22 protein-coding genes and 3 pseudogenes are annotated in these 25,986 nt (G+C 45.8%); 14 read left to right on the top strand and 11 right to left on the bottom strand.

Features of this window, described 5'->3' with window-relative positions; all coding sequences use genetic code 11:
• Positions 1–191 precede the first annotated feature (191 nt).
• A pseudogene (locus EZMO1_RS19065) lies at positions 192–512 on the bottom strand (ISNCY family transposase); the annotation flags it as partial.
• Between the two features lie 65 nt (positions 513–577).
• On the opposite strand from EZMO1_RS19065, the gene EZMO1_RS19060 reads away from it, so the two are divergent.
• Positions 578–2,212, top strand: a complete 1,635-nt coding sequence (locus EZMO1_RS19060) for an IS1182 family transposase (RefSeq protein WP_051789983.1) — start codon at positions 578–580, stop codon at positions 2,210–2,212.
• Between the two features lie 411 nt (positions 2,213–2,623).
• The gene (locus tag EZMO1_RS19055) at positions 2,624–2,887 is read left to right on the top strand and encodes a hypothetical protein (RefSeq protein WP_145912675.1); all 264 of its coding nucleotides are present in this window, start codon (positions 2,624–2,626) and stop codon (positions 2,885–2,887) included.
• On the opposite strand, the gene EZMO1_RS19050 is transcribed toward EZMO1_RS19055, so the two are convergent.
• Together EZMO1_RS19050 and EZMO1_RS19045 are read right to left on the bottom strand one after the other, a co-directional pair.
• The gene (locus EZMO1_RS19050) at positions 2,860–3,342 is read right to left on the bottom strand and encodes a hypothetical protein (RefSeq protein ID WP_034874460.1); all 483 of its coding nucleotides are present in this window, start codon (positions 3,340–3,342) and stop codon (positions 2,860–2,862) included. The genes EZMO1_RS19055 and EZMO1_RS19050 overlap by 28 nt on opposite strands.
• 38 nt (positions 3,343–3,380) lie before the next feature.
• Positions 3,381–3,977, bottom strand: a complete 597-nt coding sequence (locus EZMO1_RS19045) for a hypothetical protein (RefSeq protein ID WP_145912674.1) — start codon at positions 3,975–3,977, stop codon at positions 3,381–3,383.
• Between the two features lie 155 nt (positions 3,978–4,132).
• Between EZMO1_RS19045 and EZMO1_RS19040 the strand changes: the two are divergent.
• Both EZMO1_RS19040 and EZMO1_RS25830 read left to right on the top strand, forming a co-directional pair.
• Positions 4,133–4,327 (top strand): annotated as a pseudogene (locus tag EZMO1_RS19040) (DUF4277 domain-containing protein); the annotation flags it as partial.
• A gap of 168 nt (positions 4,328–4,495) precedes the next feature.
• A pseudogene (locus EZMO1_RS25830) lies at positions 4,496–4,630 on the top strand (DUF4277 domain-containing protein); the annotation flags it as partial.
• Between the two features lie 292 nt (positions 4,631–4,922).
• On the opposite strand, the gene EZMO1_RS19035 reads toward EZMO1_RS25830, so the two are convergent.
• Both EZMO1_RS19035 and EZMO1_RS19030 read right to left on the bottom strand, forming a co-directional pair.
• Entirely contained in the window at positions 4,923–6,323 is a 1,401-nt protein-coding gene (locus EZMO1_RS19035; protein WP_034873155.1) for an IS1380 family transposase, read from the bottom strand.
• Between the two features lie 210 nt (positions 6,324–6,533).
• Positions 6,534–7,721 (bottom strand): cupredoxin domain-containing protein, encoded by a 1,188-nt coding sequence (locus EZMO1_RS19030; protein ID WP_061509655.1) that lies wholly within the window; start codon positions 7,719–7,721, stop codon positions 6,534–6,536.
• 250 nt (positions 7,722–7,971) lie between these two features.
• On the opposite strand from EZMO1_RS19030, the gene EZMO1_RS19025 reads away from it, so the two are divergent.
• Complete coding sequence (locus tag EZMO1_RS19025; RefSeq protein WP_034876245.1) at positions 7,972–8,244, top strand: hypothetical protein; 273 nt, start codon at positions 7,972–7,974, stop codon at positions 8,242–8,244.
• Between the two features lie 220 nt (positions 8,245–8,464).
• Here EZMO1_RS19025 and EZMO1_RS19020 read toward each other — a convergent pair whose 3' ends face one another.
• The 3 genes from EZMO1_RS19020 to EZMO1_RS19010 form a co-directional block, all read right to left on the bottom strand.
• A complete protein-coding gene (locus EZMO1_RS19020; RefSeq protein ID WP_145912673.1) occupies positions 8,465–8,986 on the bottom strand; it encodes an ISAs1 family transposase in 522 nt (173 codons plus the stop codon).
• Positions 8,987–8,990: 4 nt separating this feature from the next.
• Positions 8,991–9,248, bottom strand: coding sequence for an ISAs1 family transposase (locus EZMO1_RS27860; protein ID WP_034876247.1), 258 nt, complete (start codon positions 9,246–9,248; stop codon positions 8,991–8,993).
• A gap of 62 nt (positions 9,249–9,310) precedes the next feature.
• Positions 9,311–9,664, bottom strand: a complete 354-nt coding sequence (locus EZMO1_RS19010) for a transposase family protein (RefSeq protein WP_034876249.1) — start codon at positions 9,662–9,664, stop codon at positions 9,311–9,313.
• A 54-nt stretch (positions 9,665–9,718) separates the two neighbouring features.
• Here EZMO1_RS19010 and EZMO1_RS27440 point away from each other — a divergent pair, with 54 nt between their 5' ends.
• From EZMO1_RS27440 to EZMO1_RS18990, 4 genes are all read left to right on the top strand, one after another.
• Complete coding sequence (locus EZMO1_RS27440; protein WP_034876251.1) at positions 9,719–9,994, top strand: hypothetical protein; 276 nt, start codon at positions 9,719–9,721, stop codon at positions 9,992–9,994.
• A 233-nt stretch (positions 9,995–10,227) separates the two neighbouring features.
• Positions 10,228–12,036: a gamma-glutamyltransferase gene (ggt, locus tag EZMO1_RS19000; RefSeq protein ID WP_082212096.1), complete on the top strand. Its 1,809-nt coding sequence runs from the start codon at positions 10,228–10,230 to the stop codon at positions 12,034–12,036.
• A 42-nt stretch (positions 12,037–12,078) separates the two neighbouring features.
• On the top strand, positions 12,079–12,699 hold the full coding sequence (locus EZMO1_RS18995; protein WP_061509653.1) for a hypothetical protein: 621 nt from the start codon (positions 12,079–12,081) through the stop codon (positions 12,697–12,699).
• A complete protein-coding gene (locus EZMO1_RS18990; protein WP_145912672.1) occupies positions 12,687–13,514 on the top strand; it encodes a hypothetical protein in 828 nt (275 codons plus the stop codon). The genes EZMO1_RS18995 and EZMO1_RS18990 overlap by 13 nt, the downstream gene beginning before the upstream one ends.
• Positions 13,515–13,688: 174 nt before the next feature.
• On the opposite strand, the gene EZMO1_RS18985 is transcribed toward EZMO1_RS18990, so the two are convergent.
• Positions 13,689–14,417 (bottom strand): hypothetical protein, encoded by a 729-nt coding sequence (locus EZMO1_RS18985; RefSeq protein WP_034876254.1) that lies wholly within the window; start codon positions 14,415–14,417, stop codon positions 13,689–13,691.
• 359 nt (positions 14,418–14,776) lie between these two features.
• Here EZMO1_RS18985 and EZMO1_RS18980 point away from each other — a divergent pair, with 359 nt between their 5' ends.
• The 4 genes from EZMO1_RS18980 to EZMO1_RS18965 all read left to right on the top strand — a co-directional run bounded on the left by EZMO1_RS18980 (position 14,777) and on the right by EZMO1_RS18965 (position 21,873).
• Positions 14,777–15,067, top strand: a complete 291-nt coding sequence (locus EZMO1_RS18980) for a helix-turn-helix domain-containing protein (protein WP_061509649.1) — start codon at positions 14,777–14,779, stop codon at positions 15,065–15,067.
• Between the two features lie 332 nt (positions 15,068–15,399).
• Positions 15,400–15,978: a transposase gene (locus EZMO1_RS18975; protein WP_413783212.1), complete on the top strand. Its 579-nt coding sequence runs from the start codon at positions 15,400–15,402 to the stop codon at positions 15,976–15,978.
• A 457-nt stretch (positions 15,979–16,435) separates the two neighbouring features.
• Entirely contained in the window at positions 16,436–19,945 is a 3,510-nt protein-coding gene (locus EZMO1_RS18970; RefSeq protein ID WP_034876256.1) for a hypothetical protein, read from the top strand.
• A gap of 413 nt (positions 19,946–20,358) precedes the next feature.
• Positions 20,359–21,873 carry a transposase gene (locus EZMO1_RS18965; RefSeq protein ID WP_145912670.1) on the top strand — a complete coding sequence of 505 codons (1,515 nt, stop codon included), beginning with the start codon at positions 20,359–20,361 and terminating at the stop codon, positions 21,871–21,873.
• 42 nt (positions 21,874–21,915) lie between these two features.
• On the opposite strand, the gene EZMO1_RS18960 is transcribed toward EZMO1_RS18965, so the two are convergent.
• Both EZMO1_RS18960 and EZMO1_RS26330 read right to left on the bottom strand, forming a co-directional pair.
• Positions 21,916–23,023, bottom strand: a protein-coding gene (locus EZMO1_RS18960; protein WP_145912435.1) for an IS3 family transposase whose coding sequence is annotated in 2 segments (ribosomal slippage) — positions 21,916–22,756 and positions 22,755–23,023 — 1,110 coding nt in all. Because the reading frame shifts where the segments join, the coding sequence is not laid out codon by codon here.
• 173 nt (positions 23,024–23,196) lie between these two features.
• Positions 23,197–23,436, bottom strand: coding sequence for a hypothetical protein (locus EZMO1_RS26330; protein WP_145912669.1), 240 nt, complete (start codon positions 23,434–23,436; stop codon positions 23,197–23,199).
• A 659-nt stretch (positions 23,437–24,095) separates the two neighbouring features.
• Between EZMO1_RS26330 and EZMO1_RS18950 the strand changes: the two genes are divergently transcribed.
• Positions 24,096–25,886: an SET domain-containing protein-lysine N-methyltransferase gene (locus tag EZMO1_RS18950; RefSeq protein ID WP_222842145.1), complete on the top strand. Its 1,791-nt coding sequence runs from the start codon at positions 24,096–24,098 to the stop codon at positions 25,884–25,886.
• The last annotated feature ends 100 nt before the right edge of the window (positions 25,887–25,986 follow it).

Raw genomic sequence — 25,986 nt, 5'->3', positions numbered from 1 at the left:
ACCTCTGAAAAACGGCAGTCGTTCTTGGCCGACAGAAGTTGATAACGGCTGGATTTGAGTTACCAGACGAACAAAGGATGTTTTTTGTACCGCACTGTTCAAAATACAACCTGATTCGACTATCTACAAGCGCAGTAATCTCTCATGCCCGGCATGATCAAAAGTAAACTGACGGAAGCCTGGCTGAAAGGCTACTGACGATCTCTGGTCAGCAGAATTTTACCCAGCCGTTTCAGGTTGCTGGCGACAACAGCCAGTGCGACATAGCGCTCAAAGCCTTCTATCCCTTTATCCGGGCATTTGTCGAGACCATTCGCTTCCAGTGCGTTGATATCGGATTCAACGGCTGAGTGCTTCCTTCTTGCCCGGATAAATTCCGGGTGGCATTCCCGTTTTTTGTCATTGGCTGACAGCCTGCCTTTCTTGGGAAGAACTGAATGCTCCAGAAGAACTTCCAGCTTTTCAAGATTGCCCGGACTCCAGAAGCCTTTGTCGTAGCTCACCTGGCTTAAGAGGGTGTCGCAAAACCCACTACAAGCCGGTAATCTGGATATAAAGTAGCTTTACCGGCTTCAGTATGACAACAAGACCGCAAATCAAGATTAATACAGCTCCACAGCTCGATATTTTTTCAGGTGCAGCCAGTAGTCCGGATCACAAAAAACACGATAAGCCCAAAGGATCAGGCAACAAAACAGACAAACGACGTTTTGTTGCTCCGAACCCCAACGCCATCACCCTTGGCAACTCTAACTTGAAAGAACACCTTGAACTAACTGGTCAGAAAACACCTTTTACTGTTGCATCCCTTCTTGATGAGCAAGACTGGTCTGATTTTGAGCAAAGGTATGCCTCAGAAGGTCGCCCTCCTTATTCACCCCGTAACATGATGGGTTTGATTCTCTATGGCATTATGCAGGGCATTACCTCGCTGAGAACTCTGGAGCGACTAGCCCGTGTTGATCTTGGCTGTATGTGGGTTACCGGTGGGATTTTTCCAGACCACGCCATTATTGGTCGCTTCATCAATATGCATAGCAAGTCCATGGCCGGTGCATTTTTTGAAAGCCTGACACGAGCCGTCCTCAAAAAGACGAACTCTGATGGTAGCTGTCTGGCTGGTGATGGAACGGTCATAGAAGCCGCCTGCTCAAGCTACAACCTGATGAAGCAGGAGGCTGCACAACAGGCTCATGAAACAGCACAAAAGCAAGCTGACAACCATCCAGACTGTCCTGAAAACAAAAAGAAACTGGAGATGGCCAGCAGTACTCTCGAAGCAGTTATTGAACGCAACGAGAAGCGAAAAAAGAATGGTAAATCAGGAAGTGCTGTCGTTAGCCCTACAGAGCCTGAAGCCGTTGTTCAAAAGATGAAACGGGGGCGAGGTTATACAACGGGTTACAAACCATCCGTGTTAGCCAATAACAAGCGGGTGGTACTGGCTCAGGCTGTTGATCCCACCAATGAAACAACTGTCGTAAGTCCAATGCTTGATCAGTCAATGCAGATCACGGGCAAACCAGTAGATGAAATGCTTCTGGATGCTGGTTACTTCAATGATGAAGTCATTTCAACCAGTCTGGAACGCGACATCAGCCTGCTATGCCCTGAGGGTAAAGAGCCAGGCAAGCCCAAAGAATCCAAAAAGTTCCAGAAGGGACATTTTTATTATGATGAGACTAATGACGTTTATCGTTGCCCTGCAGGAAAAGAGCTGGTTCTCATCGGGCAGATAAAGGGAAGCATTCGCACAAAAGAGCAAAAGATATATGGCAATGGACCGTGTGAAGGTTGTCCTCTCAAAGATCAGTGTACGACCAATAAGAAAGGGCGCCGCATAAAACGCTATGCGATGGATGATGCCAAGGATGCACTGAGGCAGGTTATGCAGCACCCGAAAGCTAAAAAGTCTTTCAGCAAAAGAAAGGCGATGGTTGAGCCTGTCTTTGCCTATTTACGGGATATACAGGGGTTAAACCGTTTTCGTCGCAAGGGGTTGGAGAAAGTTAAACTGGAGTTTGGCTTACACCTGCTGGCCTATAACCTGAGCCGGGCTGTAAAAGCCAGTTTTCACGCTATTTTCAGGTACAACAGGATTCTCTGGCTGTACTTTGAGCGGTATCGGCCATTTGACAGAAAATGGGGCAGCTGGGAAAGAGATCCAGTGAAGCGTCATTCTTTGCAGAGAAAAGTGCTTCACTGGGTTTAAATTTTGGCTTTTAAGACACCCTCTTAATGTCGGGAACCGCTTTTTGGCAGCCTCAGCCATAGGTACTGTAACCTGGTCGTCTGTTTGTTTTTGCATGACCTGATGATGCAAAGTAAAACCGAACTGATCCTGCAACACGCAGACCCGTAACCCCAGTTCAACCGGAGTTCCGGCTTTGCCTTTGCTGATCCATTCTGTATGAGGCTCAAAGATTGAGAACACCTTCTCATTATGGGGAATCTGCTCATGTTCTATCACCCGTCGGTAAATCAGGTTTATCTGGTGACGGCTGTGGGCTATGTGGTATTTGAGGTTTTCCAGCCTTGGCTCATCCAGTTGTTTTTTCAACAGCAAGGACAAGGTCGTTTCAGCTTTGCGGACAATTGAAAGGCTGTACTTTATGTACTCAAGGTGAGCCATTTCAATGTCGTGCTGCCGCTGCTGTTGTTTCAGTTCACAGGTTGCGCTGGAATGCTTCAGGTTTCGAGCCTTGTTGTAGCGTTTGCGATGCTGGTCTTTAAGATATTTGCTCTGACGCCAGCCCGGAAGCTGGTACTGATTGGAGAGAGCGGATGCAAACTCAATGCTTTTACGGCAAGCGTCGCTCAGAAGGCTGATATCCGTGGGGAAATGGACATCGGTTTTGACTACGAAGGAATCGGCACGGCCATGTAGCGGCTCATCTTTTTTTTAACCAGCTGGTGACCTGCATCCACCGTGACCTGGTTAATCTGATCCAGTATCTCCGGTGTGAAGAGGCTGATGTTATCCTGCAATGTTTGTATGTGGTAGGAATGGGTACAATATGGGCCGTGACCGAGCATTTTCCGTAATGTCCCATGTTCATTAGCCAACTCTTGCAAGCGGTCATAGTCACAATTAGTGACAAGGCGCAGAGTGCCGAAAACCAGAATGTTCCAGAGGTCCATACCGGGACGACCGTTGTGCCGACTGGCAGGAATCATGTTCTCAAGCACCTGAAAAACCCTGTGTCGCAGATCAGGTGTTATCCAGATATGTTGCAGCCCCCGAAGCAGACGGGGAATGTCGTCTCTGGACTTGGGATTAAACGTGATGGCAGAGATATCAACTTCGCCCAACTGCATTTGTGGGTTGATGGTTTGGCGCATAAATGTGAAAACAGCTTGTTTTGGAAAATCTTCGAGTACTATATGGGGCTGCAGGCTGCTGTTTTCAAGTGTTTGTGGGTTTTCGGACAGGCACTAATTAGATGATCGCATGCTGATTCCAGTTTCTTTAACTGATCTCTGTAGTGGTTTTGTAGTGGTTCAAAATCAATTATACTGGTCAATTCAATAGGGTCGTATTTCAGCATAGAGGCAGGTAGTGCCAAACTGTCAATGCGATCCCTGGTTGTGGCAATGCTTTGTTGGTAAAGGTGGACGGCCGTAAAAAATTCCTGAACAGTGACTTTTTCAGATCCGGTAAAACTCTTGTCTGATAGTGATTGAATATTCAGGTACGTCTGCCTAACGGAATTAACACTGGCATGAAGGTTTTCTCTGGCGGCATGCAATGCCTCATAGGCTCGTTGGTTTCGTTGTTGAAGAACAGATAAGTACTCGGACTGAAAGCGTGACTCATCGTAATAACGAATATTCATTCCGTCTTTATTGGTATTATTAAGCGTAAAATGGGTATCTGAAAAATGTCCCCGAAAGTTTTCTTTATCGATAATGGCTGACGTATGGATGCTATGTGAACAAAGTGTAGTGAAAATCGTCAACATGCAGCGGTATTTCATGACTGACACTCATTTCTCGGAATAAAGAAGAAAAGTCGCCCAATTATAGTTCGCTATTGATTTTAAGCAATTATACCACCGTCATTCACCACCTACCCTGACATTTTTCCTATTTCTGCTATTTGTTAAAAAAGAAAATATCAGGAAATCGCATTATGCCTCCTATTCATTATCAAACTCAGATTCAAAATATAGACCACCTTGGTCTGGTAGCGGGCATGTGCAAAGAGCTCGGAATTGCCGATCACATTGACCGGCGCGCACCAAAGGTATCCAATGACTGGAATGTTTCCAATGGTGAGTCTGTTGTCGGAATGATCATCAATGGCCTTGGGTTTACAGGCAGGGCGAAAGTACGGAGTGTACTTCAGTACTAATATGCGGTAACTGACGGATAATATCTCCGCTGTATACTGCATTTTTATAGCTCGATCGGTATCGCTGATTGTTACGGTTATGACTTCGTGCTCTAAAAATAGGCTCATGTGGCACTATAGTAATCGCGGTACTTTCGCCCCGGGTTTACAGGGCGGTCTCTCCATATGTTTCCCCACTTCTTCGCCAATAAGCCTCTCGATAAACTGATACGGGAAGGTATCAAACCAGAACACATGAACGACAAAGTTCTGGGAAGGGCACTGGACGAACTCTTCGAACGACTTCCCCAAAAATAGACGAAAAAGTTTACGAAGAAGTTTTTATTTCACTGCCCTCAAAGCCTTAGCCCGGATATTTCATAAACAAGCAGCAACTACCATCCCATCCTCTTAATTTTGGACTTTTCCGCAAGCCTGTTGCTCTGTTAACCATGTGAAAGACATTGCAGCCCATACTTGCTTACAGATTAGACGCTAATCAACGAATCCTGCTATTTCAGGATAACGGAAAGCCCCAAGGCTCTTTCATCTGGTTGCTATGTACCTTGATTGAGTCTTATGAAAGTTGCTACCCCGGTCGAAGTATCGGCATCTGGTAAAAGACTTCTGTCACATGCTGCAAAAGCCTCTTGAATGGGCAGCTACGTGGCAGATGAAGTTTAATTCGGTCTTTATATTCAACCACTTTGACTGCAACTTTACAGAGCTTCATGATCACCGTTGATGGCTGCGCTTTTTCCAGCTCCGTACCTTTCAAAGTCTTGGTTCTTAACTCATAGTGCAAAACATAAGCGGCACAGGCATAAAACATTCTCAAATGGTTAGCCAAAAAGCCCTGATCGGACAATCTGTCGCCGGACAGATCACTTTTCAGATGTTTGATGAAGTTCTCATCCTGTCCTCTTGGACAGTAAAGCTCTTCATAAATTACCTCTGGAGAAGCTTCCTTCATCGACGTCACAATGAAACGAGGGTTGTCGCCTTTTTGGTTGACCTCCGCCTTGTAAATTATCCGGGTATCGAGACCTTTCCAGCTCTTGGCCTGGTATTCTGCTTCCCCGTAAAGTCTGAGCCGATCAGGTTCTGGCATGTTGTTCAGTCTTGCCAGCTCAGTCTTGACCTTCAGAGCTTGACGCGCTTCATCCAACAACTCTTTGGCTTTTGGCCGCAAAGCCGTTTTGTGGCCTGCACCTTTGCCCAAGACATAATCCGAATGAGGGGCATTCTGAACCACCCACATTAACTCTGGTTGAGCGAAGTGGCTGTCTCCCCGAACCAGTAGATGGGTTTTCGGCCACTTTTTCCGAAGCAGCCGAATGACCCGTTCGAGAATAGCTGCATTTTCCTTGCCCGTTGGGGTTTTCCCCGGACGAAGAATCGCCGTAATCAGCTTGCCGCTGAGTCCCTCAAAAATCATCAGGGGCAAGTAGCAGTAGTCCTGATATTTGGCATTAAACAGGTTCATCTGCTGGCCACCATGAGTAATGGCCGGTGTATGATCAAGATCGATAACGATCACCGGGGGTGGCAGCTTGTAACTGCTGATAAAGTGATGCACAAATGCTTCAGCCATCCTGTAAATGTCGGAGCGGGTCATAGATTGTCCCAGCCGGGTAAAAGTGGGCGCTGATGCGAGATGGTTATCGCTGTCCAACGGATTGCGACCAGTGGCCAGTTTGAACATAGGGTCTTTACGCAAACGGTTACTGTCGTTGGCATCTTCATAGCCGCAGGCCATTTGCAGAACCCGCTGAACCAGAAGTTCTTTCAGGGAGTGGTCGATATAGGATTGATGGCGTCTGTCATTGATGGCATCAGTCATTTTGCAGATAAGACCGCTCTGCAGAATGGTTTCCCGTAGCAGCAGAGTGCCAAAGTCAGAAGATAACTCCCCACCATTGAAGTCTGCCCGGATGGTTTTTCCATTTGAGGGATGAAAACGAAGCTGTTCTTGTGTAGATTTGGGCATGGCAAGTTCCGGTTTGCTTCTTCCGAAGCTTTCTTTTGGTCGACCCAATTATATCAAGTGATTGGGCGGAACTTGCCTCCTTTTATGAAATATTCGGGTTAGTATTTCTGGAAGGAATTAAAAGCTCGGGATTTGCTGCATCGACCAGCTGTTTGATTTGCAAAGCCCAATCCACAGCCGTTCTATGGTCTGTCGCCATTGTGTCGGGCATTATTGATAAACGTTTGCGTTTAAAAAGCCAGCCAAAAAAGACATTGAAATCAAAAAAGTTAATCTAGGTTCGTGATAACGGTAGGATTCGCTTATAAGCTTTTTAAACTTTTTAAACTTATCAACATTGATAACCAGAGTCGATTTCCATAGTTGTAAACTCCCGTTTGCAGATTTTGCCTCGAAAATATAGTGCTCATCATCCAAGTATTTGGGTTTAAGAATAATAAGGTGCTGACAGGCTTTCTCACATAACCAGTCATTAACAGGCTTTCCTTCACTGTCCAGTTGATGAATGGTACTGTTGGGTTCTTTGCAAAGTACAATGACCGGGAACCCGGAATTTTCAGAGATATGCTCTGTTTGAGTCTTGTTGTAGGGAATTTCCCATACTAACGACAATGCCTGTGAATCGTTGTACCCACCTGGAATACACTCGCTTGGTAAGTTAACAGAATCAGTGGCAGGGTAATAAGTGGCAGTAGGCCAGGTAGCAGTAGGCCAGGTAGCAGTAGGCCAGGTAGCAGTAGGCCAGGTAGCAGTAGGCCAGGTAGCAGTAGGCCAGGTAGCAGTAGGCCAGGTATCAGTAGGACAGGTATCAGTAGGACAGGTAACAGGGGGAATCGTAGGAGTGGCAGTGGTTTCAGCACTTTCATCACTTTCATCACCACATTTTGCCTCATTGTCTTTGCATACATAAACTGCCATTCGCATTTTGTGAGTAAGACAGTGCCCGTCTTTGGTATTATCCAGCGAATGTTCGGTTCCATCTGCTGTTGATATAAAATAATAAGTGTTTCCCTTTTTGAACACAGGATTAATATTAGGGAGAGCAGAATAAGGTGAGAAGTAAATATATTTGAACTTTAAGCCCATAGGCCTGTCGCATTTCAATAACAGTCGATTTTCTGCTTGACTGGTATTGACTCTGCAATGGTCATAACCATGCTTGTCGACTAGGAAAAAGTTCTCATAATTCTTTTCCGGTTGAACTGTCTGATAAGTTAAGACCATACCAATATTGCTGCATACAAAATAAAACATACTGTAACTCTTCACCTCTGTATAGAAACCTTCACCTGAACTAAAGATGGGATTCTTGTAATCCCAAATAATAGATGGGTATATACCAGCATTTGCTTTGATCACATGAAATAACAACACGAAACTGAATAATATAAGCTTCATTTTTTTCTCCAATCTCCAACATAGGCCTGAATAAAATAGCAAAATAAACAAGAATGATCATAAAAGGGCCAGCAATTCCCGATCTTTATACGACACAGGAAAATGGAATAAAAAACACCAGCAATTCCCGCTGAATATTAAAATCCTTGTGCTGCAAGGTCTGTAGACCAGTAAAAAATAATTACATCGCAGACTCTATAGGGCTATATGGAAGGGCATTATATACTCTCGTCAATTGACCGATCACACCATGCCTAAAGCCAGCAAACACCTCAAAGCAAGCAACCTAATTGGACAGGTTTGCGAGTGTTTTGATGAAATCCCCTATCATCGATCCAATCACTGCAAAAATGGCATTCCTTTTCCCAACTTTGCAAAGTCTGCTTTTGCGATGTTGCATCAAAAGTACGATTCACTTTTGAGTTTTGATACCGATCTTGCTGACCCCATTCTTGCTCATAATCTTGAAACGCTATATCACGTACAGGATCAGAAAGTTCCCTCAGATACCCGCATGCGATAGGGCGAAAGCTTGGTACGTACCATCGTTTCAATAATCCGATTCGAGGACTCACTGATGCCTGTCGTCGGCAATATTTAGTCCAAACTGCCTCATGACGTACTGGAATATTGCATTTAAGGCTCGAAGCACCAAAATAAGCACAAACAACTTCCTCTTCTGCGCTTCAGAAGATCCCATAATACCTTTACTTTTCTCTGATGGTATTCAGCAAACCCTGCGATCAGAAAAATGAATGCTCCCGAATCAATTCCGTTCGGTACTCATCGTTAAGCCCCGCCAGCTCTATCCGGGTCTTCATACTTTCTTTGGGAAAACGAGCACTCAGGCTATGAGCATTGAAACAACAACGCCTGACAGTGGCCACGTTTTTTGCGGCTGTACGCTCATGAATCTTGGAAGCATCTTCGTTAAAGCTGACGTCCAGCTTCCAATGCTGGCTATTTTCAATACCCCAGTGACTTCGAACACTCTCCAGAACGCTTTTTGCTGACATTTCACGACTCATAATGTAGTAGTGTAATTCTGTCGTTTGCTGTGAACCAATCCGTCTGTCTCTCTGAATAACCGCAAATTGAGTAAGTTTTGCCCATTCCTGATCAGGATCAATCGCCAGAATATCGTCAAAAACCCAGCAGCGACGGTGCTCATAGCGGTTACGGCTTTTTTCCTCCGTTTCTGAAAAAACGTCAGATTCAGAAGGTTCAGGGTCTTTTGGATGGTCTTCCATGTGTTTTGTGAACACTCGCTCAATCTCGCTCAATGTTGTCGCAAAGCGTGGGCTGATTGTTTTTGGCGCAGATCAGATAATCCGCTTTTTTATCCACGATCTTTTTGCAAATATCCTTTTGGCAACCCATGGCATCACTGGTAATCAGGCAGCCTTCGATCACCAGTATGTCCAGAATTTCAGGGATAGCGGTAATCCCATTGGATTTCTTATCAACGGGGGTAAAGCTCAATATCAGGCTAAGTTGAGTGCTGTAAGCACTGACGATATGAACCATTTTTTTTACCCTTGGCTGGTCGTGACCCCCTCAGTGCTTTGCCATCAGTAGGTACAATGTCGTCAATATTTGTTTTTTTCATTTCCCTTGGCGTCATCACTCTGGCCGTTGATTTTTTTTACAACATCACTCATCCAATCAATAAAAAGCTTCATGAATGCTGCTGGGTCAATCATCATGCAGACTTTTTCGATAGTATGCAGAGACGGCATGCCCCAGAGGTAAGGGAAGAACTGACGAAACCAGGAGAGGTTGTAACTGGCGAAGTTAGCCATGCTTTTCCACTCGTTGTATCCACTTAAGATACTGGCATAGACGATAAGTAAAACTTTTGGCAGCGAATAGGTGATGTGAAGAGCGCTACGAGAGTCACTCAGTGTCTCAAATCTGTCAACTATAGGTATGCAGGAAGCCATCAAACTTACCTTTTTCAAAAACAGAAGAAGGATGGACTATAAATTCATGTACGTTTGTTCCTGCGAAGCTTTCGCCCTGCTACCATTGGTGATTTAGTCACGGAAGGACAAAAGGTTGCCACCGTAAGTGAAGATGCAGAACCGCTTATTACCCAGATCGCATGCAAGGTGCGTGGTATGGTAAACCCCGGGCTGGAAGTGAGTGAACACTTCAAGGTGGGTGATGTTGATCCAAGAGGGGCGTCGGTGGATCATACAACAACAACGGATAAAGCCAGAGCCATTGCCGGTGGTGTGCTGGAAGCGGTGCTGACGCTGACAAAACGATGAGTATCTCGTAGGTTGGGACGAACGAAGTGACTCCCAACACGGTGACTATCTACAGGGGACGAAAGCAAAACAGTTTTAAGGCTATTCCTGTCAAAAAATTCACCGTGTTGGGAGGTCGCGTTCCGCTCGTCCCAACCTACAGCCCTTTGTTTTCAGGCAGTGAGAGGTTGGGTCAGCACCATTAAAGTCAAAGTTGTTGCTTAATAAATCTTATAAAAAAGGTGAGCAAAAGGATGCACGAAGCAAAAATTCTCTATAAACAATTTTTGTCGTTTATCATGATGGCATTGCTACCGGTATGCCTGCATGCTTCGACCATTGATGATGACGACGTTGCGCCGGAATCCGCCAGTGGACTCACCACAAAAACCGAGGTATTGGCCGATCATTATATGGTGTCTGCCGCCAATCCGCTGGCTGTGAAGGCGGGTTATGAGGTGTTGAGAGCCGGTGGTAGTGCCATTGACGCTATGGTGGCTGTGCAAACGGTTCTTGGGCTGGTGGAGCCGCAGTCGTCCGGTTTGGGTGGTGGTGCCTTTCTGGTGTACTACGATGCGCAAAAAAAGCAGCTGACCACATTTGATGGTCGTGAAACGGCGCCGATGGCGGCGACACCGGAACTGTTTCAGGATGAAGGTGGCAAGCCACTGTCTTTTTTCGATGCTGTTGTCGGCGGACGTTCAGTGGGAACGCCCGGCACTGTAAAGCTGATGTCCGAACTTCATGCCCGTTACGGGACAAACCCCTGGCCTGCCTTGCTTGAACCGGCTAAACAGCTGGCTGAACAGGGTTTTGTTGTGTCTCATCGTCTGAGTAGTGCGATCGAGAAAGATAAAAAGCGCTTGCAGCGTTATGACGATACCCGTCGTTACTTCTTTAAAGAGAATGGTCAGCCACTGACAGAAGGTGATCTGCTGAAAAATCCGGACTACGCCAAAACGCTGGATATTCTCGCAAAGCAGGGTGCTGATGCGTTTTATAAGGGCAAAATTGCTGAAGACATTGTCGCGAGAGTACAGGGGATAAAAGACAATCCGGGGCTACTGACCAAAAATGATCTGGCGAATTATCGCATCAAGGAGCGCCCGGTCGTTTGTGCGCCTTTCAGGCAGTATAACGTTTGCGGTATGGGGCCACCCAGTTCGGGAACACTGACCATTGGGCAAATTCTGGGTATCGCAACACACGCCAATTTATCATCTTTCACAAAAGACAGTCCTGAAGCCTGGCAGGTGATAGGCGACGCAACCCGTCTGGCTTTTGCCGATCGCAATCGCTATATGGCGGATACGGATTATGTGCCGATGCCTCATGGACTTCTGAATCCGGATTATCTGGCAACGCGGGCAAGTCTGATTAAACAGGGAAAAGCACTGGCAACGGTTCATCCGGGTCAGCCTGACTGGGAAAATGCAATCACGCAGGCCGATGATCAGTCCATAGAACTTCCTTCAACGACTCATATTTCAATTGTGGATAAAGCAGGCAATATTGTCTCAATGACCAGCACGATTGAGAATGGTTTTGGCTCCCGCGTAATGACGAACGGATTTCTGTTGAACAATGAACTGACAGACTTCTCCTTCGTTAGTCATAAAAATGGCTATCCCGTTGCCAACCGGGTTGAACCGGGTAAACGTCCACGTTCTTCCATGGCTCCGGTGATTGTGATGAATGAGGGTCAGCCTTATCTGGTGCTGGGTTCACCGGGAGGGTCGCGTATTATCGGCTATGTAGCGAATACGCTGATTCGGCATCTGGAGTGGGGTATGCCGGTTCAGTCGGCGATTAACGCTCCGCATCTGCAGAATCGCTCGGGGTTTTATGAGTTGGAAGCCGGAACCGAAGCCGAAGCGTTGAAGAAGCCTTTGGAGAAAATGGGTTATAAGGTTCGTATTAAGGATATGAATTCAGGTCTTCAGGCCATTCAGTTGGGTGAAAGTCTCATACTGACCATTTTTTCTGGGCTTGCCGTCCGTGGTTTATACAGCAGCTACAAATTTTCTCTGGACTTACATAGGAACGGCCAAACACCGCTATGATCGTTACTGTAAAAGATACCGCAACAGTGAAAGGCCGCCCCGATGCAAGTATGTCAGCCACTAGCTGAAGCCGCCAATTTTTCTTGTCATGCTATCCAACAGCTTGAGCAAAAACTGGCCGTTCTTCGTCAGGAACACAGCCCAATCAAGCACTTTGAAGACTATGAAGGTGAGATCCATAAACTCTTTATCGAAGCAGAGCAAAGCGTTCTGGCAGAAGACCTGACCGGGCTTGATATTGACGTTCCTGCGATTGAGGTAAGCGGTGTCTGTTACCATCGGGTGTTGCGATCTTCAGAAACTTATCAATCCGCTGTCGGCCCTGTCCGGGTTTTGCGTACGCTCTATCGTAACGGTAAGGATCACTCTATCATCCCTTTGGAGCTACAGGCAGGTATTGTAGAGGGGTATTGGACACCAAAAGCAGCTAAACAAGCTGTCTGGATGGTTGCGCAAATGCCTCCCGGAGAGGCTAAAAGCCTACTTGATCTGATAGGGAACATGACGCCCTCGGAAAGCTCTCTGGCCAGACTACCCAAAAAGTTCAATGCGCAGTGGGAACCCAATAGGGAAGCCTTTGAAGACTTTCTCTGGGAAAGCGTCAAGGTTCCTGAAGAAGCTGTGACTGCGCCGCTTCTCTTGATGGCGTCATGTTGCCGATGAAAGATGGTAAACGTCAGGAAAAGCGGGAACAGAATAGAGTCGATGGCAAGCGAACCCGTGGCCCTGCTGGCTGTCAGGAGGCCAGTTGTGGAACATTGTCGTTTTACGATGCACAGGGGGAACGCCTCTCAACGGTCAGGATGAGTCGAATGCCTGAAAGCAAGAAAGTGACTTTGAAACAATCACTCTCCGCACTCCTGAGCGAAGCTCTTCGACAGAGGCCAGATCTGACGCTTGTTAAAGTCGCTGATGGGGCAAAAGACAACTGGACCTACCTTGCCAATGAACTCCCTGAAGGTCACGAGGTTGTAGACTTCTATCATGCCGCAGAGCACCTGAAGAAAGCGTTTGACCTGTCCTATGGTGAAAACAGCAACAAATCCAGAGAAAAGTTCATCACCTATCGCCACATCCTCAAAGAGGAGCCCGAAGGTGTTGAAAAAGTCATCAAAGCTCTGGCTTACCAGCATAAACGACACCCTCGTCGATCGAAGTTGAAAACAGAGCTGGAGTACTTCAGAAGTAATCGAACCCGCATGAACTATGCTGAACACTTGTCGCACAACTTGCCAATAGGCTCAGGGGTTATTGAGGCTACTTGTAAAACCTTGGTAACGCAGCGAATGAAGTGTTCTGGAATGAGGTGGCGGCATCCCGGAGGCCAAGGTATTTTGACAGCAAGGTCATTAATTCAGAGTGGCATGTTCGACAATGGCTGGAAGTTACTGGCGGTGACCTACTGCGCCAAGGTCACGGAAGTGGGTATGGACAATGTCATCCCATTCCCCATGCAGAAAGGTGACTTGGAATTATAGTACCAGTCAATATGAGACTTTCACCCATTCAGTTTCAGGAAGGTCGGTTGATTGGCGCCTCTGACCCCCGTCGTGAAGGTGTGGCACTGGGTGATTAGTGTCGTTCAGGCTTTACAAAGTCAGCATTTCCAAACTTGGTAATGCTGACTTTTAGAACAGTTTCTTAGCCAATGATCAGGCAAACCATCGCAGCAATGTTCCCCGTAAAACGCAGTTCAGAGCCCCCGTGGCTACTTTCACCACCCGGTTCCGAAGCACAGTGGATGTGTCTTTCAGAGAGAAAATAACGTCTTTTCGTCCCTCATCGGTCTCGTTGCTATAGGTTTCATAGGCACAGACTCTGGACTGGTTTTTATCATCAATAAAGAATTTGCCTGTGTGTCTTTTTATCCGGTTATCCTGCTCATCAGGATAAATCTTCAATACTTGCACTTTTGCCTTTTTTGGTTTCAGACCTGCGCCAACATGTTCGTCTCCCGTTGCCTGTACGGCATCACCTTCTATTTTCATATGGAGTATGTCGAGACCCGGCCACATTTTGCCCAGTCGAGTCTTTAAACGACCAAGAGCGTGTTTAATGCGCTTGTTTGCCGCTTCGGGTACACCAGCGGAACATTTGGTAAACAGGCTGATGTTGCTGATTTTTGTCAGATTGCTTACGTCACCTTTTTTAAAGCCTTTTATCTGGCTGTGAAAGTTGTGCTTGAACTGATCGGCTATGTGACTAAGCAGCTGGCTGGTATAGTTCTGGGCATCGGCTCCACCCAGACTGTGACCTGCAACGGCGAGATTATCACTGGCAAATTCTTCCTGAACCAACTCGTCTGGTTTCTTCAGAAATGTACAGTCTTTTTCAAAGGTAGCATCTATGTCAGCAGGCGCTGGAACAGGGCTTTGAACCACTGCCTCTGGCGATACTGAGAATGCATCCTTGAGTGCATGAGGAGTAAGTACTCAAAGTTCCTACATTGACCGCAGTAGGGCAGACTATTCTCGGACAGCCTCCTAGGAGCCTGTCGGACTTACCACTGACCTACTGCGAAAAAGCCGGATTTGGCCATTTTTGACGATCCTTTTCGTTGAATAGCTCGCTATTCGCCTCAAATGATCGTCAAAACTGTCTCAAACCGGTCTTTTTCTCGCTACGGTCGGCTAAGTCCGACAGGCTCCTAGTGCTGGAAAGCTCTAATATACATACACCTCATGTTGTGTTCTGATCTGCATCCATTTTTCGCCCCCCAGCTTTGTCAGAAGCAGCACGGATGCAGTCAAAACACACCCAGAAAATCGTCTTGTCAGACCAGCAGCGTAAAGACCTTGAGCTCATAGTCCGCAGACGCAAAAGTAGTCAGTCACTTGTGCTCAGAGCCAAAATCATACTGGCTGGTGCAGAAGGTAAAAGCCTGCTCGGAACAGCTAAAAAATTAAAATGTACCAGAGAAACGGTTACCCGCTGGCGCAAGCACTGGGTCGAACGACCTGGTGACCAATCCACCCTGGAAAAGCTGAAAGAAGATCCAAAGGCCGGGCACTCCGCCCAAGTTTACCGCTGAACAGATTTGCCAGATTATTGCCCTGTCTTGCGACAAGCCAGAAGACCATGGCTACCCCTTCAGCCATTGGTCAGAAAGCTTATTAGCCATGGTGGCAGTAGACAAAAAAATTGTCTCATCCATCTCGCAGAGACAGGTGGGGCGTTTTTTAAAATCAGGCCGACATTCGTCCAGACAAGGTCAAAGGCTGGGTTGATACTCCGAAAGATGAAGCGTTTGAAATCCGCTGCGCCGATATATGTGACACCTATCAGAAAGCCGTTAAGCGTGCAGAGCAAGGCATCAATACCTTTTCCTTTGATGAAAAAACAGGCATGCAAGCTCTGGAGCCCGTGAAACCAAACAAACTGGTTAAGCCGGGTCACATAGAAAAGCGTGAGTTTGAGTATACTCGTCATGGAACGCAAGCTTTGCTGGCCGGTATGGATGTGGCTACAGGAAAGATAATTCCTCTTATTAGAGATACTCGAACAGAGCAGGATTTTGCTGACTGGCTGGATCTTGTTCTGGCCAGTGACCCAAAGGCAGCAGGTTGGCATTTGGTCATGGATCAGCTCAATACACACATGTCAGAAGCGGCTGTCATGAAGGTTGCAGCTATCGAAAACACACCAGCTAATGAGCTTGGCGTCAAAGGTAAATCCGGTATTTTGAAAAATATGGAAACTCGGGCGGCTTACCTCAGTGACCCATCCCATAAAGTAGTATTTCATTACACGCCAAAGCACGCATCATGGCTGAATCAAATTGAAATCTGGTTTTCCATTTTGGTGAGACGGTTTTTGAAAAGAGGCATATTTACATCAACTGAAGACCTGAAAACCAGACTTCATGGTTTTGTAGATTTCTTCAATGAGCGGATGGCCAAGCCTTTTAAGTGGACTTATCGGGCTCGGCCTCTGCAAGCATAAGAGTGTATGGATATTAGAGCTTTCCAGCACTAGCCCGAATATTTCATAAAATGCATGCGCTATTGCTACATCCCTTGAAAACTCTCGCTTGTACCTGCAATGGCTTCGGACTGATGTGTCCGAAGCATTTTTGGTAAAAAAGCACTATTTCCATGGGCTGTTGACAGTTGGCAGCAAATTTATGAAATATTCGGGCTAGGGCGTACAGCTATAGAAACAGGGAGCGATTCAAAACGGCAATTTACTTTCACTGCGAAGGCCTTGACTTTTAACCAGTGACAGCAAAACGCTGAAATTTATCCACATGATTTGCTGATGAACCTATAATCTATGTGTTTTTCAGGGTGGGTATCATTGATCAGATATCAGTGTGAATTCCATAGCAAACAGCGAGGAGCCTAAGAAAAGTCATGGGTTATGCACTTATGACTTGATTTCAGGATCAAACAATTATGCCATGAACAAAATAACCATAACGAAGTTACTTATGCGCGGTCTGCTGACTGTGACTATCTTTTGTCAACATCTAAAAGCTGCTAAATCGGGTATCAGCTATTTTCAGGCTCGTACTGTTTGTTCCGGAGAATTGCCTGTTGATAGAAAACACAATGCACAACGAAAGGTAAGCAACATGAGGATTTATCACTGGCTGCTGTCCATGATGCTTTTTTTGAACACGAACCTGAGTGCTTACCCAGTCTCTCACGTCGTAAATTGCGGCATAGAATTGTATCATTATCAAAAACAGATTAAATGCCCAAAAAACAGCTTCATTACATTCGATAGCAGAGGATCACAGCACATATTGCAAGTCCCAGTACTAGGTATGTACCGTAGTTTCCTCATTAGGAAGCATCAAAATGGGAGATTCACCCTGAGGGTTGATGAATTTGGGGCATTCTTACTGCCAGAAGAAATGCAAGAATTATCTTATGCACAAGGTTTTCCTGAGTCTAGGGAAGTGGCAAGGCAGAATATACCAGATTACCGTCATTCCCACGAAAGTGGGAATCCAACCCGAACAGTGGATCCCCGCCTTCGTGGGGATGACGAAGGGATGAACTTGTCTGCTGCTTCCCTTACTCCTGTAGGAGCTTACAACTCCGGCATGTTTCTGCAGACTCAGTACCCGTGGCCTTTTCCATTACTATTCTACAGCACTGGCTCATTAAACGTTTCCGGATACCCGACAATGCAAACAGTGCAACAAGGGCAAGGGCCCCAGAACTATTACAATTATGGAGTGCCGCTGCCGCCACAGAACGGATTAACAACTAACGGGTTTCAAGAGGAGGAAAAAGGTAGTCTGAAAGATGCCGAAACCCAGACACCAACTGCACCAGACACCAGCGACAAGGAAATCCAGACACCAACTGCAACAGATACCAGCGACCAGGAAACCCAGACACCAACTGCACCAGACACCAGCGACCAGGAAACCCAGACACCAACTGCAACAGACACCAGCGACAAGGAAATCCAGACACCAACTGCAACAGACACCAGCGACCAGGAAATCCAGACACCAACTGCAAAAGACACCAGCGACCAGGAAACCCAGACACCAACTGCACCAGACACCAGCGACCAGGAAATCCAGACATCCATTGTGACAGACATCAGCGACCAGGAAACCCAGACATCCATTGTGACAGACATCAGCAACCGGAACCCCCTGGAAGAAACAACCTCTGTAGTATCAAATAGAGACGAGCAACATCGTCAGACAGTTGAAAATGACGGACGTACAAATAAAAAGAAAAAGAAAAAGAAAAATAAGAAGGGAGGAGAAACGTCAGGGCTTGCTGACCATGACCCGAAGCACCCAATCAGCCAGCCCCAGGCAAAGGCAGGTTCGAGCCAGACAGGTTCAACACCGCCAAAAATGACCCTTACAAGTTTTACTCAATCATTGAATAAAAAAAAAATGAATTATGCCAAACAAAGGAGAAACCAGCCCCCCGATTCTAAAGAGGAATGGTGGCTTGAAGAACTGATATCGCAACGCAAAATTTTGCTGGAAAGGCCGGAAATTTATGCTAACCCGGATGAGATCGCAAAACATTTAAAAGACGAGCTGGAAAAACATATTAAAAACCTGGCCCGTGAGGGTATAACTTCAATTAAGACTAAGGTTAAGGCTAGGCTTAAGGAATCGCACAACTGGGTAGATAATAAAGAGAAATTTTTGCAAAGCCCTGAGAAAACAGAGAATATGCGCCAGAGTACGGTCGCAAAAAACGATATTTCTTCGAACTATGAAAAAATGGCTATGGCAGTAATGATGTCCGAGCCTGTTTCTGTTGCGAAAAAATTCAATTCATATTTGGAACAATGGCTCAGACTGGTATTGATTGAGCATCCGACCTTAATGGAGAGTGGGTCTCCAGCATTTCTATTTCCCGATCCGGAAATCATTACACCAGAGTTTACTGCTGTCGAGTCTATGTTAGAAAACACCCTTAATAATACTGATGATGAATCAAATTTTATTTTTCTTGTTGATTTATTTAAGATTTTTGAAAAGATGAATTCAGTAGCCTGGAAAAAGGCTTTATTAGATCAGAAATTTGATTTCGTGGGTTCACCTCAGTCAATATTTCGTTTTGTTTGGGCTTATTTATTGGTTTTGATGTCTAATGACGATGAATTGAATAAACATTTTATTAAACTTATGCCCGGAAACTACAATGAGCTGATTAATAGCTATATAGAACATCCGGAAACCAGTAATGAACAACGGCAATGGCTGACGTTTAACCTCTGCTCCATACTCAATATCTGGTATATCAGGTTGACCAGCGTTGCAGGACTTTTTGAAATACGGCCATTTGACGGTGAAGAAAAGGTAATTAATTTACACGAGCAGTTGCCTTTTTGCAGGACTATTGTTCAACCGGTTTTAAAAGATGAACCTTCTGACGATGAGGAGCCATCAGACCAAAACCCCACAGATGTACTAAAACCAGTTAGTGTTTTAGGCAGATTCATAGCCCAATGGAAATTTAGTGATTATCTTGTTGAAGAACTAATTAAATATTGGCAAGTTGAACAAGAATCTCTGAATCTAGTTTTCAGGTACAGCCTGCTCCCTACTTTACTTCAAGACTTAGGCAATATCGCTCATCCTCCAGTTGTGGACAGTAATACAATACCCCGTGAGAAGGTAGAGGGATATTTGAAAAGAAATAAATTCCATTACATTGCATTTTCAAACTTATTTGAACTGTTGAAATCAGTACAATGGAATGCACTTTCTTCCCGGGAAGAACCATCACAAATGGCAGGTGCTGGAGCGGGGAATGTAACCCGCACTTATGATGCAGATTCGTTCCTACAAAAACTGTTACGTGAAGAAAACGATAACGGAATACAATTCTTGAAAGGAATTATTAATGGGATAGGTCAAGACCCAGATACAATAACCGTCGATAGCTTAGTTAAAGAAATTGATAAAATTCGTGATTTTTTCTACACGCAAACATTTATCTTTTCTGATTCCATGTTAGTCTATCTTAATCAGTTATCTATATTCGTCAACCAAAAGATCCTATTTATACACACTAAATTCACACTTCATACTTTAACATCTGTTGCCACTCTTATAAGTCCTTCGCCCAACGAGTCTGATAGCGGTTTTTCCTCTTTTGATGAGCTGGAAAGTTATATTGATTCGAATTCATCAGTCATCATCATTATGAATGAAAGGCTTCTAGGAAACAATTTTAGGTGGCTTTTACTGTATAGACAGGGTACCCCTCCACCGGTATTGAGGCTCTACAGAAGGGAAGAAGACAGAGCAAATTCTGATGGCAATGACCCCGATTCTGATTCTGCTGATGCAGGCCAAAGCCCATCTGCCGGAGGAAACAATAGCACAACTGAGCCATACGATGATAATAACGACAGACAGCCGCACCCGATAGGCCAAAATGGTGCTGCATTTATCCCGACAGTGTCAAAATAGCAGTAAGGGAAGTTGCACAGTCACTGCATCGGAATTGGTATAACCACTGTGGAGCGCGGACATCTGTCCGCCCTCTCACTTCATATTTCGGTCACTGCATTTTCATAATACAGGGATACGATGATCCACGTATCGCAGCAATTCCCGTTATCTATACGACATTGTAATAATCCAATTAAAGAGCACTCTTTTGAGCTGACATGGGCAGACCTGCTCAGCAAGAGCATAAACTAAAAATTTCCCATGAAAACCTTGGCTACAGTTATTTTCTAACTCTCCCCACTCTTTCGACAGCAATTCCCGACGAATTAATTCAGCCCAACAGTACCAAGGTCTGAGAAGGACCCATAAAAAAGCAAATTCCTGAACTTTGAGCTAAATTTCATGCAGTACTCATTCACTGTCGTATTTCTATGCCTGCTAAGCAAGACAAAATTTTGGTCGATCGGTTAATCAATACTGTTCGCCAGCAAGCATCCCTAATACCTGATCATCGTCCCAATAATTGCAAGGAAAAAATTCTTCTCTCTGATGCAATAATGTCCGGTCTGGCTGTGATGCACATGAAATGCCCTTCACTTCTGAGCTTTGAGCATGAATGTAAAAATCCAAGGGTTGTTCACAACCTGCGCCAGATGTACGGCGTTCAGCGTATTCCCAGTGACACCCATCTGCGGGAGATACTTGACCCTATTGAAACTGATCATTTCAGGCCATTTTTCAAGTCACTCTTCTCTTACGTCCAGAGTTCGAAGTGGCTAAAAAAGTTTCAGTATTTTGAAGAAGGCTATCTGGCTCCAGTGGATGGTACAGGGCATTTCGCTTCAGGCAAGATCAGCTGCCCTGAATGTTGTATCAAAAAAGCCGATACTGATACCCCCCAGTATTACCACCAACTGTTGGCTATATGTCTGGTCAAGCCCGGACAAAAAGAGGTCTTGCCTCTGATGCCAGAGCCTATTACCAAGCAGGTCAATGCTTCTAAAAACGATTGCGAAAAAACCGCACTAAAGCGGTTGCTGGAAAACGTCTACAGAGAACATCCCAAACTAAAACTGGTACTGACATTTGATGACCTGTATTCAGATGGGCCGACGATAAAAATGGTCAAGTCTTATGGGTACAGCTTCATTATGGTGGCCAAGGACAGCGACCATGCGTCATTGGTTGAGGCGGTTGATAATCTGGATGCCAGGGGTGAGGTTAACCGTTATGAATACGTTGATGAGGACGGCTACCGGCACTGGTTCAGATACGTCAACAACGTTCCCATCAACAAGAGTCACAAGGATGTTCTGGTCAACTATCTGGAATATGTTGAGATTAGCCCCAAGGGCGAGAAATACACCAATGTCTGGGTAACAGATATCCAACTGACTGACGACAGCGTCACCAGAGTGATGCGCGGAGGCCGTGCGAAATGGAAGATTGAAAATGAAACCTTCAACACGCTCAAGACACAGGGTTACCACCTCGAACACAACTACGGACACGGCAAGGAGCATTTGGCTACAAACTTTGCCTGCCTGACGTTTACCGCCTTCCTTATTGATCAGATAGAACAGTTAGGGTGTTGCTTGTTTCAGAAAGCCTGGACGGCAAGCCACTCTAAAAAAGCGCTTTGGGAGCATATGAGAAGCCTGTTTCAGTGGTTTTTCATTGACTCTTGGCGAGACTTTTTTATGGCAATAATCTCAAGAACCTCTGAAGGAGTTGGTCATAATCCGTTCTGTTATTCCAGATACTTCATAGCTGCCGGGGTGAGCCTGTGTCTGAGCGAAAAATTCATCCAGAATGTCAGCTTTGGGCTGAAGGTTGTTTGCTGCAAATCCGAAAAATGGTTCACCCTGCAGCAGGGTATACGTCTTAAGGCGTATATTTGTCGGGAATTGCTGCTCTTATGGTGGACCCCACTGTCAAGACAGTAAACCAACAAATTTAAGTTAAGTCCTGGCAGTGGTCCAAAGCCCTCATGCAAAGTGAATTGCCTTAGGCGTTTTATAACTCAACGACTGGTGTAATCGTTCAGTGTTGTAAAACTCAAAGTATTCATCCAGCCCAGTATAAAGCTCTGGAACAGTCTGAAATTCATGCGTGTACAGCCATTCATGTTTGACGGAGCGCCACAGCCTCTCGACAAAAATGTTATCCAGTGCTCGCCCTTTCCCGTCCATGCTGATACGTATTTCCCGTTCCTGAAGAGGTGCCAGAAAATCATTACTGGTAAACTGACACCCTTGGTCAGTGTTGAATATATCAGGTTCACCTTGTTCCAAAGCTCGACCCAGCGCATGAATACAGAAGTCTGCATCCAGTGTGTTCGACAGCTCCCAGCTGACCACGTAACGGCTGTACCAGTCAATAATGGCAACCAGATACATAAACCCCTGAGGCATCGGGCAGTACGTAATATCAGTACTCCAGACCTGATTGGGTCTCACAATATCAACGCCGTTCAACAAGTACGGGTAAACCTTATGCTCTTTGTTTCTCAGGCTTGTGCCCGGTTTTGGTCCGACAGCCTGTATGCCCATCAGCCTCATAAGTCGCTGTATACGCTTCCTGTTGACCGGAAAGCCCTGCTCATTCAGCCATGCAGTTATCTTACGACTGCCGTAAAACGGTGTACGTGTATACTGCTCATCAATGAGCCTCATCAGATTCAGATTCTCAGGGCTTTCCAAAGCTGGAGAAGCTTGGTAATACCAGCTTGACCTGCTTAACCCAACCAGTTCACATTGGCGCTGAATGCTGATCTTCGAGTGATCCGGGTCTATGCATCTCCGTTTGTCATCAATGGACATTGCCAGATTTTTTTTTCAACCAGTCCAGCTCCATTTTAAGCCGTCCGATCTCCTGATACAGGGGGGCAGTGAGCGCATCTGGATCTACCTCTGGCCGTGCCCTGCCGAAGACTTCTGGAACCCCCTGGAGTAGCTGTCGCTTCCACTGGCTAACCTGAACGGCTGCAACTTCGTGTTCGCTTGCCAGCTGGTTTATGGTCTTTTCGCCCTTGTAGGCTTCGAGTGCTACCTGTGCCTTAAATTCGGGCTTATGTCGTTTTCTTTTTGCTGTCATGATTCCCTCCTGCAGGGTCATCTTACAGCCAGAAAACTTAACTTAGCTACCTGTCCAGTTTATGGGGTCCATCATATCTTTCGAGGGTGTCGCAAAACCCTCCATAAGCCTGTAATCTGGATTATAAAGTAGCTTTACCGGCTTTCGCATGATAACAAGACCACAAATAAAGATTAACACAGCCCCACAGCTTGATATTTTTTCAGGTGAGACCGGTAATCCTGACCATAAAAAACAGGCTGAATACAAAAGTCCAGACAAAAAAACAGGCAGACGACGTTTGTTGCCCCAACCCCGGATACCATCACCCTTGGTAATACGAGCCTGAAAGAACACCTTGAGCCAGGAGGCTGTCCGAGAATAGTCTGCCCTACCGGCAACTGCTCCTGCGTTGCCCTAGCTCCGGCATCCATGCCGTCGTGCGGTGGCAGCAAATTGGTCTGAAAAATCGCTTTTGTTCGTCAAATAGCTCGCTATTCTCCTTACAAAACCGCTTTTTCATCCTCAATTTTCTGCCATCCTCGCTACGGGCGCTATTCTCGGACAGCCTCCTGGGCTGAAGCATTGAGGCATTCATGAAGTCATATGCCCAGCAGCGGTCGATTTTACATGGCTTCAAATTTTTCCAAGTACCGAGTATGCGGTATTTTCTCCAAAATGTAGCCAGTCCGGCTCAGCTACAACCCCTTGTTTTCAAGGGGTAAATGCTTAAGTCAGTGCCATTAGGGTTAGGCTGACTAACAGAATCTGAATATTGTGTGATTGATGGGGCTTTTATTGAGCTTATAGTGAACGATTCAGTTGAAAAATAGTCATAATGTATTTGAGCAAAGGATTATGGTTTGCCATGGAAAGCAGCACATTGCCAGTAAACAAGACTGGTCGTACGGGTAGTTTTTTCAGCCCTCATACATCACCCCGCAAAAAAACGGGTCGTCACAGCCACCGGCCTGTCAAGGTAAAGCCGAATCCTCATCAGTCAGGGGAATCTGCATCAGAAGCAGGCTGCCCTAGTTACTTTGCCAGTCTAGAAGGCTGCAAAGTCGGGCTGGAGCCGACAAAAAGACAATCTGTGAAGCTTGTAAAAGGCAGTAGTGGTTATTCTCCCAGTGCTAAAAGGCGGCGTACACCTTTGGCTGACTCTGAAGCAAAGCCTGTTACTGCATCGAAATTAACCGTACAACAGGATAAGTCAGGCCCCAGAGCCATTGGTGAAGCGTCTTCTGATGATGAAGCTGATTCAGTTAAATCACTGACGGATGCTCCAGTTAAAGGTCATTCGAAGACCTCTGGCAAGCCTAGAAATCTGTATGATCGGGCTGAACAAGAAGCCGTGCCATTAGGCAGTGGTGTGTTTACTGCCCCCAGCGTGACCGGGGGTGGACTGGGTCTATTTGCTGGCAAAGCCTTTAAAAAAGGTGAGTTCATTACTTTTTACGACGGGGAACGGGAGATGGTTGACGCTAAGCGTCGTTCAGAGTTGTTGAGCCAGCTCAAGTTCTGGAGCCATATCGCCAGGCTGGATCGCTATGAAATTATTCATGGCTTGACCACTCCGGTATCCGGTAAAGGAGCAGGTAGCTTTGCCAATCACGGATTTGGAGGTCATCTGTCTCCTAATGCCAAGTATTGTGTACTGGAAAAAGGAGCTTTAAAAAAGCTTTGCTTACAGGCATTAACCGATATCGAAAAAGGCGATGAAATCTTTACAGATTACGGTAATGACTACTGGTACCGCTTCCAGGACGCGTTTCCAGAGATGTATGAAAGGATATTTGCTGCCGGACTAAGGGACGTCGTGAAAGGTATTGACCCGGATGTGCTGAAGAATCTGGATAAAATCAAGCCGGTGGATCAGTTTCTGAAAAACAGTGGCGTACCGATTCCTGACTGGCCTGAATTGAAGCACAGGCATACCCAGTGGATTGGTGCCCTGAGTCGTTATGCACTGTTTAAAATCGGTGCTGTTGAAGGTGATCGCCTGAGTCTGGATGCGCTTCGTCTGTTAAAAGAAGACTCTCATGAGTACTTTATTGCGCTCGCGCAGTTTTATCTTAAAAAAAGTTTCAACAAAAGAGTAGCGCAGGATTGGAACTACAGAGGGAATTCGTTGGCGATTCCACGCAATGGTGTGTTTAATCCGGCGATCACCCGATGGTCTGGATTTCATTTTAATATCTTTGCAGGGCTGTACCAAAATGGCCGGTTCGATATCGAAGAAAAGGCACTGATGCATACGATCAGTACACTGAACCCATCCCATCCAATGCACGAGCAGTTATTAAACGACTATATTTTCCGTTTTCTTGAGATTGATCCAGACAGACCCATAGTAAAGGATATCAAGGCTCTGAATAAAAAAATTACAGCACTGGCTTCCAAGCTGCGTACTTCAAGTGCTGCTCCCTGGCCTGTTGTTGACGGTCGTAAAATGCCACTCAGTCATGAATGGTCGGTGAAATATCTGAGGGAGTTTCTTTTCAGAAAAGGGGTTAAGCTTGATGATAAACGCTTTTATCCGGATCAGCTTAATGACCTGATGACTGACGAAGCACTTTACAATCAAGCTTTTCTGACGTTTTGCAGGGAAAGAGGCTGTGACTTCAGGCAGACTATTCTGGTGGCCCGAAAAACGGGTATCCGCTTTGCTCCGGTCAAAGGTCTTAAGTTCGATAAGCGCGACTGTACGTTGTCAGCTTTGTTCCTTCAGTACATCCACCGTGCAGGATTCGATTCCCCGGAGACATTGGATGGGACGACTAACGAAATGCTGTGCAACAGCATTGATATGATCACATCAGACTATGAAGGCACGCTTTCCGTTGAATCTTTATTACTCGATGCTGCAGTTTTTGATATTTGAGGGAGAGCAGGAAATGGCAGGGTGGCATAAGAGCAGACTACTACTGCAGCTCCGAATTCAAGCCTTGCGAGATTCCATCATAGCCACAGCAGCAGGTTGG

The sequence above is a fragment of the Endozoicomonas montiporae CL-33 genome, from assembly GCF_001583435.1.
GTDB lineage: Bacteria > Pseudomonadota > Gammaproteobacteria > Pseudomonadales > Endozoicomonadaceae > Endozoicomonas_A > Endozoicomonas_A montiporae.
The sequence above is the reverse complement of the archived record's forward strand: the minus strand, read 5'-3'. Positions and strand labels throughout refer to the sequence as shown.

What these genes read in the sequence shown, in the direction of transcription:
- EZMO1_RS19060 (WP_051789983.1), top strand. Translation starts at nt 578, where the DNA reads ATGACAACAAGACCGCAAATCAAGATTAATACAGCTCCACAGCTCGAT.
- EZMO1_RS19035 (WP_034873155.1), bottom strand. Translation starts at nt 6,323, where the DNA reads ATGCCCAAATCTACACAAGAACAGCTTCGTTTTCATCCCTCAAATGGA.
- EZMO1_RS18995 (WP_061509653.1), top strand. Translation starts at nt 12,079, where the DNA reads ATGCAAGTATGTCAGCCACTAGCTGAAGCCGCCAATTTTTCTTGTCAT.
- EZMO1_RS18980 (WP_061509649.1), top strand. Translation starts at nt 14,777, where the DNA reads ATGCAGTCAAAACACACCCAGAAAATCGTCTTGTCAGACCAGCAGCGT.
- EZMO1_RS19025 (WP_034876245.1), top strand. Translation starts at nt 7,972, where the DNA reads ATGCCTAAAGCCAGCAAACACCTCAAAGCAAGCAACCTAATTGGACAG.
- EZMO1_RS27860 (WP_034876247.1), bottom strand. Translation starts at nt 9,248, where the DNA reads ATGGTTCATATCGTCAGTGCTTACAGCACTCAACTTAGCCTGATATTG.
- EZMO1_RS19030 (WP_061509655.1), bottom strand. Translation starts at nt 7,721, where the DNA reads ATGAAGCTTATATTATTCAGTTTCGTGTTGTTATTTCATGTGATCAAA.
- EZMO1_RS18990 (WP_145912672.1), top strand. Translation starts at nt 12,687, where the DNA reads ATGTTGCCGATGAAAGATGGTAAACGTCAGGAAAAGCGGGAACAGAAT.
- EZMO1_RS18970 (WP_034876256.1), top strand. Translation starts at nt 16,436, where the DNA reads ATGAACAAAATAACCATAACGAAGTTACTTATGCGCGGTCTGCTGACT.
- EZMO1_RS26330 (WP_145912669.1), bottom strand. Translation starts at nt 23,436, where the DNA reads ATGGATGCCGGAGCTAGGGCAACGCAGGAGCAGTTGCCGGTAGGGCAG.
- EZMO1_RS19010 (WP_034876249.1), bottom strand. Translation starts at nt 9,664, where the DNA reads ATGGCTTCCTGCATACCTATAGTTGACAGATTTGAGACACTGAGTGAC.
- EZMO1_RS19050 (WP_034874460.1), bottom strand. Translation starts at nt 3,342, where the DNA reads ATGCGCCAAACCATCAACCCACAAATGCAGTTGGGCGAAGTTGATATC.
- ggt (WP_082212096.1), top strand. Translation starts at nt 10,228, where the DNA reads ATGCACGAAGCAAAAATTCTCTATAAACAATTTTTGTCGTTTATCATG.
- EZMO1_RS19045 (WP_145912674.1), bottom strand. Translation starts at nt 3,977, where the DNA reads ATGAAATACCGCTGCATGTTGACGATTTTCACTACACTTTGTTCACAT.
- EZMO1_RS18965 (WP_145912670.1), top strand. Translation starts at nt 20,359, where the DNA reads ATGCCTGCTAAGCAAGACAAAATTTTGGTCGATCGGTTAATCAATACT.